This is a genomic window from Pseudophaeobacter sp. (assembly GCF_048267565.1).
GTDB classification, from domain to species: Bacteria; Pseudomonadota; Alphaproteobacteria; order Rhodobacterales; family Rhodobacteraceae; genus Pseudophaeobacter; species Pseudophaeobacter profundi.
Genome location: NZ_JBLWXG010000003.1, coordinates 100,228 through 116,412, shown reverse-complemented (window position 1 = coordinate 116,412; position 16,185 = coordinate 100,228). Strand labels below are relative to the sequence as shown.

Sequence of the window (16,185 nt, the reverse complement as noted above, 5' to 3'; positions counted from 1 at the left end):
TACGCGCGCGACCAGGGTCAGCCGATTACATCACCGATCAACATCTGGGGCTGAACATTGGTGAAATTTGGTAGGTCAGCCATTACCGGCCCAGCCCCCTTGAGCGCTGCGCCCATAGCCGCCTGGTCGGCAAAGGTGATGGTGGCAATTGCATAGAAGGGCGGCGGAAGATCCGGCCCGCCTGCTACCCCCTTGGTGACAAGCGTTTTCTCGATATGTGGCCCCATGTGTTCTGCCACCAGTTTTATATGGGTTTGGCTATAGTAGCCATAATCGAAGGTTGTGCCTTCGCTGATTGGGTAGATTACCTGCAGTGACACGGACATCCGTATTCCTTCCCTATGGGTCACAGAGAGTAGAGCGCGAATGGGGGCCAATTTCCATCAAAAACACGGTCACGATCAGGTGGAAATGAAAAGGGCAGCCAGGATGGCTGCCCCTTGGGTCTTGCTGCTGAACAGGATCAGCTGTGGATCGCGCCATTGCCGCAGGCCAGAGCGGCCTCGCGCACCGCTTCGGAATAGGTCGGATGGGCATGGCAGGTCAGGGCAATATCTTCGGCAGAGGCGCCAAATTCCATTGCTACGCAGATCTCGTGGATCAGATCGCCGGCACCGGGGCCAATGATGGCCGCGCCCAGCACCCGGTCGGTTTCCTTGTCTGTGATGATCTTGACAAAGCCACCTTCGGCCTGATGTACCGCCTTGGCGCGGGCATTGGCCATGAAGTTGAACTTGCCAACCTTGACCTTGCGACCTTCGGCTTTCAGGGCGTCTTCGGTGGCGCCAACAGTGGCGACCTCGGGCGTGGTGTAGACCACGCCGGGGATGACGCCGTAGTTTACATGGCCATGTTTGCCCGCGATCACATCGGCAACCGCCATGCCCTCGTCCTCGGCCTTGTGGGCCAGCATCGGGCCTTCGATCACATCGCCGATGGCAAAGACGCCAGGCACATTGGTACGCCACTGGGCGTCTGTGGCGATCTGGCCGCGTTCGGTCATTTTCACGCCCAATGCATCCAGGCCAAGCCCTTCGGCATAGGGTTTGCGACCGGTGGCAACCAGGACCACATCGGCATCGATGATTTCCTCGGTGTCAGGTGTTTTCTTCAGCGCGTATTTCACTTTGGCCTTGGTCTTGGTGGCGTCAACGCCCTGTACTGCGGCGCCCATGATGAAGGTCAGGCCCTGCTTTTCCAGGATGCGTTTGAAGCCGCGCTGCACGTCCTTGTCCATGCCGGGGCAGACTGCATCCAGATATTCAACCACGGTGACCTCTGAGCCGAGGCGGGCATAGACCGAGCCAAGTTCCAGCCCGATAACGCCGGCGCCAATGACGACCATCTTTTTAGGCACCTTGGGCAGATCCAGCGCGCCGGTGGAGGTGACGACGATTTTCTCGTCGATCTCAACCCCGGGTAGGGAGGACGGCACCGAGCCAGAGGCTATCACGATGTTCTTGGCCTCATGGGTGTCATCGCCGACCTTGACCTGGCCCGCAGCAGGGATCGAGGCCCAGCCCTTGATCCAGTCTACCTTGTTCTTTTTCATCAGAAATTCGATGCCGCCAGTGTTCTGGCCGATGACGTCTTCCTTATAGGATTTCATCTGGTTCCAGTCGACCGAGGGGGATTTCCCCTTGAGGCCCATGTCGGCAAAGTTGTGTTCGGCTTCGTGCAGCATATGCGTTGCATGCAGCAGCGCCTTGGAGGGGATGCAGCCAACATTGAGACAGGTGCCGCCAAGGGTTTCGCGCCCCTCTACGATGGCTGTTTTCAGGCCGAGCTGGGCACAGCGAATGGCGCTGACATAGCCGCCGGGGCCTGCACCGATGATGATGACGTCATAGCTTGCCATGTATTAGGGTCCTTTGTGGTTGGACGGGAAGGGGGCGCTGCCCCCGGCCCATGCGGGCCTCCCCCGAGGTATTTGTGGAAAGATGAAAGCCTAGATTAGGGCGGCGATGAGCATGGTGGTGGTGGCCAGAAGGCCGATAAACCAGATCACCGAGCGCCAGGGTGAGAGCCCCAGGGCATAGGCAGGGACATAGGCGATGCGGGCCCCTAGGTAGATCCAGGCGCAGGTCTGTGTAATGGGCGTGGATTGCTCACCAAGGGTGACAACGAGGCAGGCGATGGTGAAGAGGGCCAAGCCTTCGTAGTGGTTTTCCATCGCGCGTTTGAAGCGGCCTGCGAGCCCGGTAAGCTGTACGGGTGTGTCGCGTGGGCCGAGGGCAACCTTGGGGCTGACCTGCCGGTTGGCCGTGATGGAATAGGCGCAGAACTGCAGGACTTGCAATAGGGCGGCGAGGGCGAGGATGGTGAGTTCAGTGGTCATGTGATCCAGACCTGTCAAAATACGTGCTAGCATGTTCTGCGGTCAAACCGACGATTTCAGCGACTGCGGCCCGGTATCCGGTTTGCTCCGCGTCCTGCAGAACGGATTTCAGGCGTTGTGCGATTGATTGTTCAGGAAGGGGGGATGGCTTGTTGAGCACTGCTATGCCTTTTGCCGTCAAAACCGGGTCTTTCGCCCCCATGCTGTCAGACCAGAACCTCTGTTTGTTGGCCAAGCGCACAAGCCCTTCATCTATGAGCCATTGAAAGCTGACATCGTAGTATGGCACATTCTCTGGCTTCAAGCCGGTGTCTTCAAATTTGAAATCACCAGCCTGAAAGCCACGTTGCCATAGGGCGAGCAGAATTGCGGCAATTGCGTCTTCGCTGCCCGCCCTATGGTCCATCTTACAGATCCATCAGCAGGCGGCGGGGATCCTCGAGGGCTTCCTTGACGCGGACCAGGAAGGTCACGGCGCCTTTGCCGTCGACGATGCGGTGATCGTAGCTGAGCGCCAGATACATCATCGGCCGGATCTCTACCTTGCCATTGATCGCCATGGGGCGGTCCTGGATCTTGTGCATGCCCAAGATACCGGACTGTGGCGGGTTCAGGATCGGCGAGGACATCAGCGAGCCGTAGACGCCGCCGTTGGACAGCGTGAAGGTGCCACCCTGCATGTCTGCCATGGAGAGCTTGCCGTCACGCGCCAGTTTACCTTTGGCAGAGATGGCTTTTTCAATTTCGGCAAAGCTCATGCTGTCGGCGTCACGGATGACTGGAACAACCAGGCCGGTTGGGGTGCCGGCGGCGACGCCCATGTGGACAAAGTTCTTGTAGACCACATCGGTGCCGTCGATCTCGGCGTTGACTTCGGGCACTTCCTTCAGCGCGTGGCAGCAGGCCTTGGTGAAGAAGGACATGAACCCCAGGCGCACGCCGTGCTTTTTCTCGAACTGGTCTTTGTACTGGCTGCGCAGGGCCATCACCTCGGTCATGTCCACCTCGTTATAGGTGGTTAGCATGGCAGCGGTGTTCTGGCTTTCCTTCAGGCGTTTGGCGATGGTCTGGCGCAGGCGGGTCATTTTCACCCGTTCTTCGCGCGCGGCATCATCAGCGGCCACAGGAGCGCGCGGTGTCGGGGCCGCTGCCGGGGCGGCTGGTGCAGGTGCGGACGCCGCGGCGGCAACCGCGCGGGCGACATCGTCCTTCATGATACGACCATCGCGGCCGGTGCCTGCAACATTGGCGGCAGAGAGCCCGGCTTCGGCCATGGCCTTTTCCGCCGATGGCGCATTGGCGATGTCTTTTCCGGCAGCGGCGGGTGCCGCCTGCGCCGCAGGGGCGGCGGTTGGTGCCGCTGCTGCGGCTGATCCCGCGATCACGCCGAGTTTGGCGTTGGCTTCTACTGTTGCGCCCTCACCGGCGGTGATTTCCGACAGCACCCCGGCGGCGGGGGCGGGGACCTCGACAGAGACCTTGTCGGTTTCCAGTTCGCAGAGCATTTCGTCCTGCGCCACGGTGTCACCGACCTTTTTGAACCAGACCGAAACAGTTGCCTCGGTCACCGATTCGCCAAGAGTTGGCACCATGACATCTGTGCTGCCTCCGCCGCTGGCGGCGGGGGCGGCTTCTGCCTCTGCTGCGGGGGCAGGGGCGGCGGCTTTGGGAGCTGCGGCGGCACCGGCGGCGCTGATATTGGCCAGCAGCGCGGCGACGCCGACGGTCTCTCCTTCACTGGCGACGATATCCGCCAATACGCCGGCAGCCGGCGCGGGCACTTCGACGGTGACCTTGTCGGTTTCCAGCTCACAGAGCATTTCATCCTGCGCCACGGTGTCGCCGGGTTTCTTGAACCAGGTGGCCACGGTGGCTTCGGTAACGGATTCGCCCAGGGTGGGCACGCGAACTTCGGTTGTCATGTCTGTCTTCCTCAGATGCTCAGCGCGTCGTTCACGAGCGCAGCTTGTTGGGCTTTATGTTGGCTGGCGAGGCCGGTTGCGGGCGACGCCGATGTGGCACGGCCGACGTAAGCGGGCCGGGTGTGCTTGGCCTTGATCCGGCTCAGCACCCATTCGATATTGGGCTCGATAAATGTCCAGGCACCCTGGTTTTTGGGCTCTTCCTGGCACCAGACCATTTCGGCACCTTTGAACCGTTCCAGTTCCTTGACCAGCGAGATCGCCGGGAAGGGGTAGAACTGCTCGATGCGCATCAGATAGACGTCGTCAATGCCACGGGCATCGCGTTCTTCCAGCAGGTCATAGTAGACCTTGCCCGAACACATGACCACGCGCTTGATCTTGTCATCCTTGACCAGCTTGGTCTCGGAATTGCCGTGCTGGGCATCATCCCACAGCACCCGGTGGAAGCTGGAACCGGTGGTGAATTCCTCTGCCTTGCTGACGGCCAGCTTGTGACGCAGCAGCGATTTAGGCGTCATCAGCATCAGCGGCTTGCGGAAGGAGCGATGCAGTTGGCGGCGCAGGATGTGGAAGTAGTTTGCCGGTGTGGTGCAATTGGCAACAATCCAGTTGTCCTGACCGCACATTTGCAGGAACCGTTCCAGACGGGCCGATGAATGTTCCGGCCCCTGGCCTTCAAAGCCATGTGGCATCAGGCAGACCAGGCCGGACATCCGCAGCCATTTGCTTTCGCCTGACGAGATGAACTGGTCGAACATGATCTGGGCGCCATTGGCAAAATCGCCAAACTGGGCTTCCCACAGGGTCAGCGCGTTGGGTTCTGCCAGCGAATAGCCATATTCAAAACCCAAGACAGCATATTCCGACAGGGCGGAGTCGATCACATCGTATTGCGACTGGCCTTCACGGATGTGGTTGAGCGGGAAATAGCGCTCTTCGGTGTCCTGGTTGATGATGCCTGAATGACGCTGCGAGAAGGTGCCACGGGTGGCGTCCTGACCGGACAGGCGCACCGGGTAGCCTTCGGTCAGCAAAGAGCCAAAGGCCAGTGCTTCGCCAGTGGCCCAGTCAATGCCGGCCCCGGTTTCAAACATCTTGCCACGGGCCGCAAGAAAGCGTCCCACGGTTTTATGCATCGGAAAGCCCTCGGGGACCGAGGCCAGGCTCTTGCCGATTTCGGCCATGGTTTCCGGTGGAATATCGGTGCGGCCACGCTGATAGTTGTCGTCTTGTTTATCCAGGTGCGACCAGCGCCCATCCAGCCAGTCGGCCTTGTTGGGTTTGTAGTCCTTGCCGATCTCGAACTCTTCGTTCAGATGCGCCTGGAAAGAGGCCTTCATATCCTCGATCTCGCCCTCGGGGATCAGCCCATCCTTGACCAGACGTTCAGTATAGAGGCTGAGCGTGGTCTTGTGGCCCTTGATCTTCTTGTACATCAGCGGGTTGGTGAACATGGGCTCGTCGCCCTCGTTGTGACCAAAGCGGCGATAGCAGAAGATATCCAGCACCACGTCCTTGCCAAATTTCTGGCGGAACTCGGTGGCCACCTTCGCGGCATGGACCACGGCTTCCGGGTCGTCGCCGTTGACGTGGAAGATCGGGGCCTCAACCACCAGTGCGTTGTCGGTGGGATAGGGGGAGGAGCGCGAGAAATGCGGCGCGGTGGTGAAACCGATCTGGTTGTTCACCACGATATGCATGGTGCCGCCGGTCTTGTGACCCTTGAGGCCAGACAGCGCAAAACATTCCGCGACAACGCCCTGGCCGGCAAAGGCCGCATCGCCGTGCAGCAGGATCGGCAGCACCTTGGTGCGTGCATCGTCGTTCTTTTGGTCCTGCTTGGCGCGGACCTTGCCCAGAACAACCGGGTTCACCGCCTCCAGGTGAGAGGGGTTCGCGGTCAGGCTGAGGTGCACGGTATTGCCGTCAAATTCACGGTCGGACGAGGCCCCGAGGTGATATTTCACATCGCCCGAGCCATCGACATCTTCGGGTTTGAAGCTACCGCCCTGGAACTCGTTGAAGATAGCGCGGTAGGGTTTTTGCATCACATTGGCCAGAACCGACAGACGGCCCCGGTGCGGCATGCCGATGACGATTTCTTCGACACCAAGGTTCCCACCGCGCTTGATGATCTGCTCCATCGCGGGGATCAGGCTCTCGCCGCCATCCAGGCCGAACCGCTTGGTGCCCATGTATTTCACATGCAGGAATTTTTCAAAACCCTCGGCCTCAACCATCTTGTTGAGGATCGCCTTGCGGCCCTCGCGGGTGAAGGTGATTTCCTTGTCGTAGCCCTCGATGCGTTCTTTCAGCCAGGCGGATTGTGCCGGGTCAGAAATATGCATGTATTGCAGGGCAAAGGTGCCGCAGTAGGTGCGTTTGACGATGTCAACGATCTGGCGCATCGAGGCAACCTGCAGCCCCAGAACATTGTCGATGAAGATCGGGCGATCCATATCCGCTGCCATGAAGCCATAGCTTTGCGGGTCCAGTTCGGGGTGGGGGGCGTCGCTGCGCATCGCCAGCGGGTCCAGATCGGCGGCCAGGTGGCCCCGGATCCGGTAGGCGCGGATCAGCATCAGGGCGCGGATCGAATCCAGCACGGCGCGCTGCACCTGCTCGTCCGAGACCTCGACGCCGACTTTGGCGGCCTTTTCCACGATCTTTTTACCTGCGGCCTTGGCCTCGGCGGGGGCGGGCCATTCACCTGTCAGCGCCGCTGTCAGGTCATCGTTGGGGGCCGGTGGCCAGTCGGGGCGCGCCCAAGAGGGGCCAGCCGCCTCGGCTGTTACATCAGGTTCTGTATCGCCCATCTGGCGGAAGAACTCTGCCCAGGCGGCATCCACCGCATTTGGGTCTTTGGCATATTGCGCATAGAGCTGCTCAAGATACTCGGCATTGTGCCCCTGCATAAAGGAGGAGGCGTGGAACAGGTCGTTGGGAGAGTTATCGGTCATGGATGTGCTCACTGCAGAGGATCAGAGACTGAAAATCAAAAGGGACAAGCGATGTCGTGCGAAAGGGGTTCGCGGACGGGTATATTGCAGATGTGTTTCGCAATACTTACGGCGCGCAAGGCGGGGCAAAGGCAATCAACGCAATCACTTGCGGTGCCTGTTGCGGCCTGGCTCGGGTATCGGAAATCCTGTGTCATGTGACCTGCCATATCCGGGTAGAGAGTATGGGGCGACCAAAGCCGCCCCAAAGGATCCTTAGCCTTTGATCGCTTTCAGCACCGCTTCGCCGAGGCCCGCGGGGCTTTCGGCAACGACGATGCCAGCAGAGCGCATGGCTTCGATCTTATCTTCGGCACCACCTTTGCCACCGGCAACGATTGCGCCGGCGTGACCCATGCGACGGCCGGGAGGGGCTGTACGGCCAGCGATGAAACCGGCGACGGGCTTCCAGCGGCCTTTTTTCTTCTGCTCGGCGAGGAATTCAGCGGCTTCCTCTTCGGCAGAACCACCAATTTCACCAATCATGATGATCGACTGGGTCTCATCATCATCCAGGAACAGGTCCAGCACGTCGATATGCTCGGTGCCTTTGATCGGGTCGCCACCGATGCCAACAGCCGAAGACTGGCCAAGACCAATATCCGAAGTTTGTTTCACGGCCTCATAGGTCAGGGTGCCGGACCGGGACACAACCCCAACAGAGCCACGTTTGTGGATGTGACCGGGCATGATGCCGATCTTGCAGGCGTCGGGGGTGATGACGCCGGGGCAGTTCGGGCCAATGAGGCGCGATTTGGAGCCTTCCAGCGCGCGCTGCACCCGCATCATGTCCAGCACCGGGATGCCTTCGGTGATGCAGACGATCAGTTCCATCTCGGCGTCGATCGCCTCGAGGATTGAATCGGCGGCAAAGGGGGGCGGCACGTAGATCACCGAGGCATTGGCCTCGGTCACGTGCTTGGCTTCGTGCACGGAGTTAAAGACCGGCAGGTTCAGGTGGCTCTGGCCGCCTTTGCCTGGGGTCACACCGCCGACCATTTTGGTGCCATAGGCGATGGCCTGTTCAGAGTGAAAGGTGCCCTGCGAGCCGGTGAAGCCCTGACAGATGACCTTGGTGTTTTCGTCGATGAGGACTGCCATTTTAGGAGTCTCCTAAACTAAGAATTTGTGTCCTGTTTCGGCATAGTGAGAAAGCTCCAAGCCATGCCGAAAATTGAGGATTTCTTTTCTGGGTAGCGATCGGTTTCGTAGATGAAATAAACAGGTGCGACACCTTCGATACCGTTATAGTTGGACTTGGTCAGGGGCGAGTATTGGATGCGCAGGAAGCGAGAGTGTATCAATCCGTGCAATGTTTCATACAGACGGTTTTCAACAGTTTCATCGCCGCTATCATTTGCATAGCGTGTTTCAGAAATTGTTGGGCGATCACCTGTGTGCTCCAAATAGCGTCTTGCGTTGACAGCAAAAGAGAGAGCAGCTTCATGCAGCCTTTCCGTTACGGGATTGTCTTCACCAATAAAGCCCTTTGGCCACTCAAACCCAGAATAGGCTACTAGATCGGTCGCGTGGCGTTGAGCCAAGCGACCTGCCAAGTAAGTGTTTACTGGGTCAGCTTTAGTGGCCACGATCAACTCAGCCCTTCACCGCTTTCACGATCTTCTCGGCGCCGTCAGACAGGTTGTCGGCTGCAATCACGTCCAGGCCGGAGGTGTTGATGATCTCCTTGCCGGCTTCCACATTGGTGCCTTCCAGACGGACAACCAGCGGAACCTTCAGGCCGACTTCCTTCACCGCGGCAACTACGCCCTCGGCGATGACGTCACAGCGCATGATGCCGCCGAAGATGTTGACCAGGATGCCTTTGACCTGTGGGTCGGAGGTGATGATCTTGAAGGCCTCGGTGACTTTCTCCTTGGTGGCACCGCCGCCTACGTCGAGGAAGTTTGCAGGCTCAGCACCATACAGCTTGATGATATCCATGGTGGCCATCGCCAGACCGGCGCCATTCACCATGCAGCCGATCTCACCGTCGAGCGCGATGTAGTTCAGGTCGTATTTCGACGCTTCCAGCTCTTTGGAGTCTTCTTCGGTGGTGTCGCGCAGTTCGGCCACATCGGCGTGGCGGTACATGGCGTTGCCATCAAAGCTCACCTTGGCGTCGAGCACTTTCAGATCACCGGTGTCAGACACGATCAGCGGGTTGATTTCCAGCATCTCCATGTCTTTGTCGACAAAGGCTTGATACAGCTGGCCCATCAGTTTGACGCACTGCTTGATCTGCGCGCCCTCAAGACCCAGCGAGAAGGCGATGCGGCGGCCGTGGAAAGCCTGATAGCCGGTGGCCGGATCAACGCTGAACGACAGGATTTTTTCAGGGGTCGCTGCGGCAACCTCTTCGATGTCCATGCCGCCCTCGGTAGAGCAGACAAAAGAGATGCGCGAGGTCTGGCGATCAACCAGCAGCGCCAGGTACAATTCGGTTTGAATGCCCGAACCGGCTTCGATGTAGATGCGGTTGACCTGTTTGCCCGCAGGGCCGGTCTGATGCGTGACCAGGGTGCGGCCCAGCATTTTCTTGGCTTCCTCGGCGGCTTCTTCCACCGATTTGGTCAGGCGGACACCGCCCTTTTCGCCGGCGCCTGCTTCTTTGAAGGTGCCTTTGCCGCGACCGCCGGCATGGATCTGTGCCTTGACCACCCACAGCGGGCCGTCAAGCTCCCCTGCGGCGGATTTGGCTTCGTCGGCCTTCAGGACGATGCGCCCGTCGGAAACCGGCGCTCCGTAGCTGCGAAGAAGGGCCTTGGCCTGATATTCGTGGATGTTCATGAGAAACTGTCCCGTCTGGCTTCAATTATCTTTGTCATAACGCCGTCATATGGCAAATCTTTAAAGGCTTTTTTGAAGGCGCGCGGGGAAATGATGAAGATTTTCCGGTTTTGTGATCACGGCTTTCCAGCGTGTGATCACAAACATTCGATAGCTCAATTTGTTTGATTCGTGATGATTGGAAAAAGGCGACAAAGTGCCATATCGGCAAATGCCGTGCGACACTGGCTGGCGGCGGTCCCTGCGGTCCCATCGAGGTCCGCAGGTTTGCCTGGGGCAGATCGTAGGTAATGGTGAAACAGGCGGCACGAAAAAATGCACGCCCCAGGTCGGAGCGTGCATCGGGATCTTGTTGCGCTGACCTGTCTGGTGGAACAGATCAGCCCTGTTGTTCGACTTAGGCGAGCGAGCCGTCGATGCCTTTGCAGGCGTCAACCAGGCCTTGAACCGCTTTGACCGAAGTGTCGAACATTTCTTGCTCGCTTTTGTTGAGCTTGATGTTGACGACGCGTTCGATACCGCCGGCACCGATCACAGTAGGCACGCCGACATACATGTCCTTGACGCCAAGGTCGCCGTCACAATAGGCGGCGCAGGGCAGAACGCGCTTTTGGTCTTTCAGGTAGGCTTCGGCCATTTCAATTGCCGAGGCAGCAGGCGCATAGAAGGCAGAGCCGGTTTTCAGCAGGCCAACGATTTCGGCGCCGCCATCACGGGTGCGCTGAACCATTGCGTCCAGTTTTTCCTGGGTCGTCCAGCCCATGTCGATCAGATCAGGCAGGGGGATGCCGCCAACGGTGGAATAACGCACCGAAGGCACCATGGTGTCGCCGTGGCCGCCCAGCACAAAGGCGGTGACGTCGCGCATGGAAACGTTGAACTCTTCGGCCAGGAAGTGGCGGAAGCGTGCGGAATCCAGAACGCCGGCCATGCCGCAGACCTTGTTGGTGGGCAGGCCAGAGAATTTCTGCAGCGCCCAGACCATCGCGTCCAGCGGGTTGGTGATGCAGATGACGAATGCGTTTGGCGCGTGGGCTGCGATGCCTTCACCAACGGATTTCATCACTTTCAGGTTGATGCCCAGCAGGTCATCCCGGCTCATGCCGGGTTTGCGGGCCACACCAGCGGTGACGATGCAGACATCGGCACCCGCGATGGCGGAATAATCGCTGGAGCCAGACATGGCTGCGTCGATTTTCTCAACAGGGCCGGATTGGGCGATGTCGAGCGCTTTGCCTTGGGGAAGGCCGTCAGCGATGTCAAAAAGAACGACGTCGCCAAGCTCTTTGATGGCTGCGAGATGGGCGAGCGTGCCGCCGATGTTGCCTGCGCCGATAAGCGCGATCTTGGGTCTGGCCATGGGGATTTCTCTCCGGTCCGGTTGAAATTTGGGGGATGCCTACGCCCTCAGGCGCGCTCGCGCAAGGCTTCTGCGCTGCGGCATGGCGCGCGCGCGGGGCAGTGCTGGGGTGGAACGGGGGCTGAAAGGCTTGCAAATAAGGCGGTTTTGCGGATTGGCGTTACAGCATCGGGCAGGAATGTTTTTCGCATTTCCCTGCCAGAGTGTCGCTTTTGCGAGGATTTTGGGGGCCTGACCGCAGGCATGGCGCAGGCAGCTGCTGTCGTGGCGTAAGAACGCAAAGCGCCCACCCTGTGACAGGCAGGCGCCGTTTCTGCGCGAATGGCAGGCCAGAGGTCGGCGTCTCTGGCCTTGTCGGGGCGAACGTGGCGCGGTGTCAGGCGTCGTTGTCAACCGTTGGGATAGCTTCTGCCAGGGCCTCAAAGGACTGGCCTGACGCCATCAGGCAGGTCATGCCGGTTGGCAGGGTGACGGTGATTGTCCAGCTGCCGCTTTCGGCCGAGGCAAAGGTTTCCATGACCATGCCCTGCTGACCAATACCGATGGCCTGACGGCTTTCGCCATATTTTTCTGCCAGGCGTTCAACAACAACCTTGCGGGGGGCACAGTTGCGGCTCTGGGCGGCAACGGGGGCGGCGGTCATCAGGCCAAAGGTAAAGCCCAGCACGGACAGGCCAAGTACAGTTTTCAACATCGTCTTCTCCTTGGGTTTTACCCTATGCGGAATGCCCGAGCCGAGAGAGAGGGGTCACTTGACCTCTCTGCGTACCCATCAGATCTGGGGCCGTTTTCCATTGACGTAATCGTTATGCGGGCCTTTGGCCCAGTCTCTACTAAAGCGGGCTTTCTGCCCACGCGGGGGATGATCTTGGAGTGGCTCTGGCCTTTGAAAATAAGGTTTTGAACCGGATGAGATCCCCGACCTGAAGGTCGTTGCGATAAGAAAAGTTTGCCAAGGACACTTTGAGAAATGGTTAATCCGCCGTGCCAGTCCTGTCGAAGACTAAGGGGTAAAATTTTATTGTTACGCGCAGGCGTGTTACCTAGCGGCATTTGCGCTTTTTCTGCAATGCGGCGTGATCGCACTTGAAAGTAATGATCCGAATCTATAGCCGTTTGCGCAACAAAATAACCTGGAGGTTTTCTGATGGACCCGCGCATTCGCCCTTATCGTTCGGTACTCTACATTCCCGGTTCCAAGCCGCGTGCGCTGGAAAAGGCCAAAACCCTGCCGGTGGATGCGGTAATCTTTGATCTTGAGGATGCAGTCTCGGTTGAGGAAAAGGACAATGCGCGCGACACGCTGAGCGCGGCGCTGCAGGAAGGCGGCTATGGTGCCCGGATGAAGATCGTGCGGATCAACGGGTTTGACACGCCCTGGGGCGAGGCTGACGCCCGCGCCGCTGCCGCGATGGACTGCGATGCGGTCCTGCTGCCCAAGGTCTCTAGCCCGGCGGATCTGGATGCGTTGGCGGCGCTGACCGGGGATAAACCGCTTTGGGCCATGATGGAGACGCCGCGCGGCATGTTGAACGCCGCCGCGATCGCCGCCCACCCAAAATTGCAGGGCATGGTCATGGGAACCAATGATCTGGCCAAAGAGCTGCAGACCCGGTTCCGCCCTGATCGCTTGCCGATGATGGCGGGGCTTGGCCTGTGCCTGCTGGCGGCCAAGGCCGAGGGGCTGGTGATTGTCGATGGCGTCTACAATGCATTCAAGGACAACGACGGCCTGTTTGCCGAATGTACCCAGGGGCGCGATATGGGCTTTGATGGCAAGACACTGATCCACCCGGCCCAGGTTGACGTTGCCAATGATGCCTTTGCCCCCAGTGCGGATGAAATTGATCTGGCCCGCCGCCAAATCGAAGCCTTCGACGCGGTCGAGGCCTCGGGGCAGGGGGTCGCGGTGGTTGACGGTAAGATCGTCGAAAATCTGCATGTTGCGACGGCACGAGAAATTCTTGCAAAAGCGGATGCAATCGCTGCGTTTTCCGCCTAGGTGTTAACCAAGTTAACATCTATTAGGAGACTGACATGACACTTCTGGTCCTAGGCATCCTGCTGTGGTGGGCGGCGCATCTGTTCAAGCGCCTGGCCCCCGGCATCCGTGAACCAATGGGCAACAAGGGCAAGGGTCTTGTCGCCGTTGCCCTGGTGATCAGCATTGTGCTGATGGTTCTGGGCTATCGTTCCGCCGAGAGCTACGATCTGGCGCTGTTCCCGCCGTTTTTGCAGCATATCAACAATCTGCTGATGCTGATTGCGCTGTATTTCACCAGCCCTGGCCCCAGCAAGGGCGCGATCTTCTACAAGATGCGTCACCCTATGCTGACCGGCTTTGCGCTCTGGGCGGTTGCCCACCTGCTGGTAAACTGGGATCCGGCGTCCTTTGTGCTGTTTGGTGGCCTGCTGGCCTGGGCGCTGGCTGAAATGGTTGTGATCAACCGGGCAGAACCCAACTGGACCCCCAATCCCAAAGGCAGCATTGCCAAGGATGCGATGTTCCTGGTGGCCTCTGTCGTGCTGCTGGCGGTGATAGGCTATGTGCACGGGATGGTCGGCCCCTCCCCCTTTCCGGGGGGCTGAGATATGAAACTCTACCGTTTTTTGAGTGAAGACGACACCTCTGCCTTTTGTCACAAGGTGACCGATGCGCTGAACAAGGGCTGGGCGCTCTATGGAAGCCCCACCCAGACCTTTGACCCTGTCAAAGGCATCATGCGCTGCGGTCAGTCAGTGGTGAAAGAGGTGGACGGCACCTACACCCCCGAGACAAAACTGGGAGAACACTGATGACCAAGACCAGAGCGGCAAAAACAAATCCGGGCCGATTTTTTGAAGACTATGCCCTGGGCGATGTGATCGCCCATGCGGTGCCGCGCACCGTCTCGGGCGGAGAACGGGCGCTGTATCACGCGCTCTATCCGGCGCGCCATGCGCTATATTCTTCTGATGAATTTGCCCGCCGCTCTGGTCTGCCCAAGGCACCACTGGACGATCTGGCGGCCTTTCACATCGTCTTTGGCAAGACGGTACCTGATATTTCGCTGAACGCGGTGGCCAATCTGGGCTACGCCGAGGGGCGCTGGCTGTTGCCGGTTTACGAGGGCGACACCCTGCGCGCGACAAGTGAGGTGATCGGCGTCAAGCAGAACTCAAACGGCAAATCCGGCGTTGTCTATGTACGCACGCGTGGCCTGAACCAGCGCGACGAGGTGGTGATGGAATATGTGCGCTGGGTGATGGTGCGCAAACACAACCTCGACGCGCCCGCGCCGGACACGGTGATCCCGGATCTGGCCAAGGTCATTCCTGCCGATCAACTGGTATTGCCTGCGGGACTGGACTTCACCGGTTACGATTATACCCAGGCGGGCGAAGCCCACCGCTGGGGCGACTATGAAGTGGGCGAGACCATCAACCACGTGGATGGTGTTACCATTGAAGAGGCTGAGCATATGCTGGCTACCCGCCTGTGGCAGAACACTGCCAAGGTGCATTTCGACACCACGGCGCGGCCCGATGGCACCCGGCTGATCTATGGCGGGCATGTAATTTCCATGGCGCGGGCCCTGTCCTTCAATGGGCTGGCCAATGCGCAGATGATCGTGGGGCTGAATGGCGGTGCCCATGCCAATCCCTGCCTGTCCGGCACCACCATCCGGGCCTGGTCCGAGGTGCTGGACAAGGCCGATACCGATGCCCCCGGCGTTGGCGCCATTCGCTTGCGGCTGGTCGCCACCTCGGGCGGTGATCCCTTTGTGCTGAAGGGCAATGATGGCAAATACCTGCCCGAGGTGCTGCTGGATCTGGATTACTGGGCCTTGATGCCGAAATAACGGCTATCTTCAAAACGCTGTGTCCTGCCCGCTGCGGGGATGACGCAGCGGGCAGGACATCCTAGGCTTGCTGGCATGAGGATCACTGCCCATCTGTTGTCAGCCCGCCTGTTTCTGGCGGTGGCGGCGTTGCTGCCGTTACCGGCGCAGGCCTGCGATTTGGCGCTGGTGCTGGCTGTGGATGTGTCCGGCTCGGTGGATGCCACTGAATATCGCATCCAGATGGATGGTCTTGCGGCTGGGCTGCGCGACGGCGTGGTGTCCGAGGCGCTGGTGATCGCCAAAGCGCAGGTGAGCCTGATCCAGTGGTCCGGGCGGGCGCGGCAGGAAGTTTCTATTCCCTGGACCACGATTGGCAGTTTTGACGATGTCGAAGCCCTGGCCCAGGCGATTGAGGCGGCACCGCGCCCCTGGCGCAACTTTTCCACCGCGTTGGGCGAGGCGCTGTTGTTGGGGCTGAACCAGTTTTCCCAGGCACCGGATTGCAGCCGACGGGTGATTGACCTGTCTGGCGATGGGCCGTCAAACGAGGGGGTGGAACCGGCAACCCTGAAGCCGATGTTGCGCGCGGCGGGGATCACCGTCAACGCCATCGCAATCGAGCAAAGCGCGCCGGACCTGACCGCATATTTCTACGAACATGTAATCCGGGGCGAGGGAGCCTTTGTCGAAACAGCGCACCGATTTGCCGATTATCCGGACAAAATCCGCCGCAAGCTGGTACGTGAAATCGCGCGCAAAACAGCCGGGCACCAACGCGGTATGTCGCCTGCGTCGGAACCCGCGTCAGGCGGCACGCAGGGATCGGCGCAGGGGGCTGAGAATTGGCCAACTGAGGTGGGTTTGCAGAAAATCGCACAAAGGGGGGCTGATTCTGCAAAATAATTTTAGTAAGACAGTTTTGTGATCACTGGGCAGCAGCCTGTGATCA

16 protein-coding genes are annotated in these 16,185 nt (G+C 59.3%); 5 read left to right on the top strand and 11 right to left on the bottom strand.

All coding sequences use genetic code 11. The annotated features are described in order from the left end of the window. Positions 1–17: 17 nt before the first annotated feature. From ACN0VH_RS09070 to ACN0VH_RS09020, 11 genes are all read right to left on the bottom strand, one after another. Positions 18–326 carry an EthD family reductase gene (locus tag ACN0VH_RS09070; RefSeq protein ID WP_417700415.1) on the bottom strand — a complete coding sequence of 103 codons (309 nt, stop codon included), beginning with the start codon at positions 324–326 and terminating at the stop codon, positions 18–20. Positions 327–463: 137 nt separating this feature from the next. Further along, complete coding sequence (gene lpdA, locus ACN0VH_RS09065) at positions 464–1,858, bottom strand: dihydrolipoyl dehydrogenase (RefSeq protein ID WP_417700413.1); 1,395 nt, start codon at positions 1,856–1,858, stop codon at positions 464–466. Positions 1,859–1,948: 90 nt separating this feature from the next. Beyond that, positions 1,949–2,338 carry an MAPEG family protein gene (locus tag ACN0VH_RS09060; protein ID WP_278923236.1) on the bottom strand — a complete coding sequence of 130 codons (390 nt, stop codon included), beginning with the start codon at positions 2,336–2,338 and terminating at the stop codon, positions 1,949–1,951. Next, positions 2,328–2,744 carry a hypothetical protein gene (locus ACN0VH_RS09055; RefSeq protein WP_278923235.1) on the bottom strand — a complete coding sequence of 139 codons (417 nt, stop codon included), beginning with the start codon at positions 2,742–2,744 and terminating at the stop codon, positions 2,328–2,330. The genes ACN0VH_RS09060 and ACN0VH_RS09055 overlap by 11 nt, the downstream gene beginning before the upstream one ends. 1 nt (position 2,745) lies before the next feature. Beyond that, a complete protein-coding gene (gene odhB, locus ACN0VH_RS09050) occupies positions 2,746–4,260 on the bottom strand; it encodes a 2-oxoglutarate dehydrogenase complex dihydrolipoyllysine-residue succinyltransferase (RefSeq protein WP_417700411.1) in 1,515 nt (504 codons plus the stop codon). An 11-nt stretch (positions 4,261–4,271) separates the two neighbouring features. Beyond that, entirely contained in the window at positions 4,272–7,223 is a 2,952-nt protein-coding gene (locus tag ACN0VH_RS09045) for a 2-oxoglutarate dehydrogenase E1 component (protein WP_417700410.1), read from the bottom strand. Between the two features lie 255 nt (positions 7,224–7,478). Beyond that, on the bottom strand, positions 7,479–8,363 hold the full coding sequence (gene sucD, locus ACN0VH_RS09040; RefSeq protein ID WP_278923232.1) for a succinate--CoA ligase subunit alpha: 885 nt from the start codon (positions 8,361–8,363) through the stop codon (positions 7,479–7,481). A 17-nt stretch (positions 8,364–8,380) separates the two neighbouring features. After that, positions 8,381–8,851: a hypothetical protein gene (locus tag ACN0VH_RS09035; protein WP_278923231.1), complete on the bottom strand. Its 471-nt coding sequence runs from the start codon at positions 8,849–8,851 to the stop codon at positions 8,381–8,383. A gap of 7 nt (positions 8,852–8,858) precedes the next feature. After that, a complete protein-coding gene (sucC, locus tag ACN0VH_RS09030) occupies positions 8,859–10,052 on the bottom strand; it encodes an ADP-forming succinate--CoA ligase subunit beta (RefSeq protein ID WP_278923230.1) in 1,194 nt (397 codons plus the stop codon). 397 nt (positions 10,053–10,449) lie between these two features. After that, positions 10,450–11,412, bottom strand: coding sequence for a malate dehydrogenase (gene mdh, locus ACN0VH_RS09025; RefSeq protein ID WP_278923229.1), 963 nt, complete (start codon positions 11,410–11,412; stop codon positions 10,450–10,452). 376 nt (positions 11,413–11,788) lie between these two features. Then, the gene (locus ACN0VH_RS09020) at positions 11,789–12,106 is read right to left on the bottom strand and encodes a hypothetical protein (protein ID WP_278923228.1); all 318 of its coding nucleotides are present in this window, start codon (positions 12,104–12,106) and stop codon (positions 11,789–11,791) included. Positions 12,107–12,559: 453 nt separating this feature from the next. Here ACN0VH_RS09020 and ACN0VH_RS09015 point away from each other — a divergent pair, with 453 nt between their 5' ends. From ACN0VH_RS09015 to ACN0VH_RS08995, 5 genes are all read left to right on the top strand, one after another. Further along, a complete protein-coding gene (locus tag ACN0VH_RS09015) occupies positions 12,560–13,414 on the top strand; it encodes an HpcH/HpaI aldolase/citrate lyase family protein (RefSeq protein WP_417700407.1) in 855 nt (284 codons plus the stop codon). Between the two features lie 35 nt (positions 13,415–13,449). Then, entirely contained in the window at positions 13,450–14,001 is a 552-nt protein-coding gene (locus ACN0VH_RS09010; RefSeq protein WP_278923226.1) for an NnrU family protein, read from the top strand. Between the two features lie 3 nt (positions 14,002–14,004). Next, the gene (locus tag ACN0VH_RS09005) at positions 14,005–14,208 is read left to right on the top strand and encodes a DUF1737 domain-containing protein (protein ID WP_278923225.1); all 204 of its coding nucleotides are present in this window, start codon (positions 14,005–14,007) and stop codon (positions 14,206–14,208) included. Next, positions 14,208–15,254 carry a MaoC family dehydratase gene (locus ACN0VH_RS09000; RefSeq protein WP_278923224.1) on the top strand — a complete coding sequence of 349 codons (1,047 nt, stop codon included), beginning with the start codon at positions 14,208–14,210 and terminating at the stop codon, positions 15,252–15,254. The genes ACN0VH_RS09005 and ACN0VH_RS09000 overlap by 1 nt, the downstream gene beginning before the upstream one ends. 75 nt (positions 15,255–15,329) lie before the next feature. Beyond that, complete coding sequence (locus ACN0VH_RS08995) at positions 15,330–16,139, top strand: DUF1194 domain-containing protein (protein ID WP_278923223.1); 810 nt, start codon at positions 15,330–15,332, stop codon at positions 16,137–16,139. Positions 16,140–16,185: the final 46 nt, after the last annotated feature.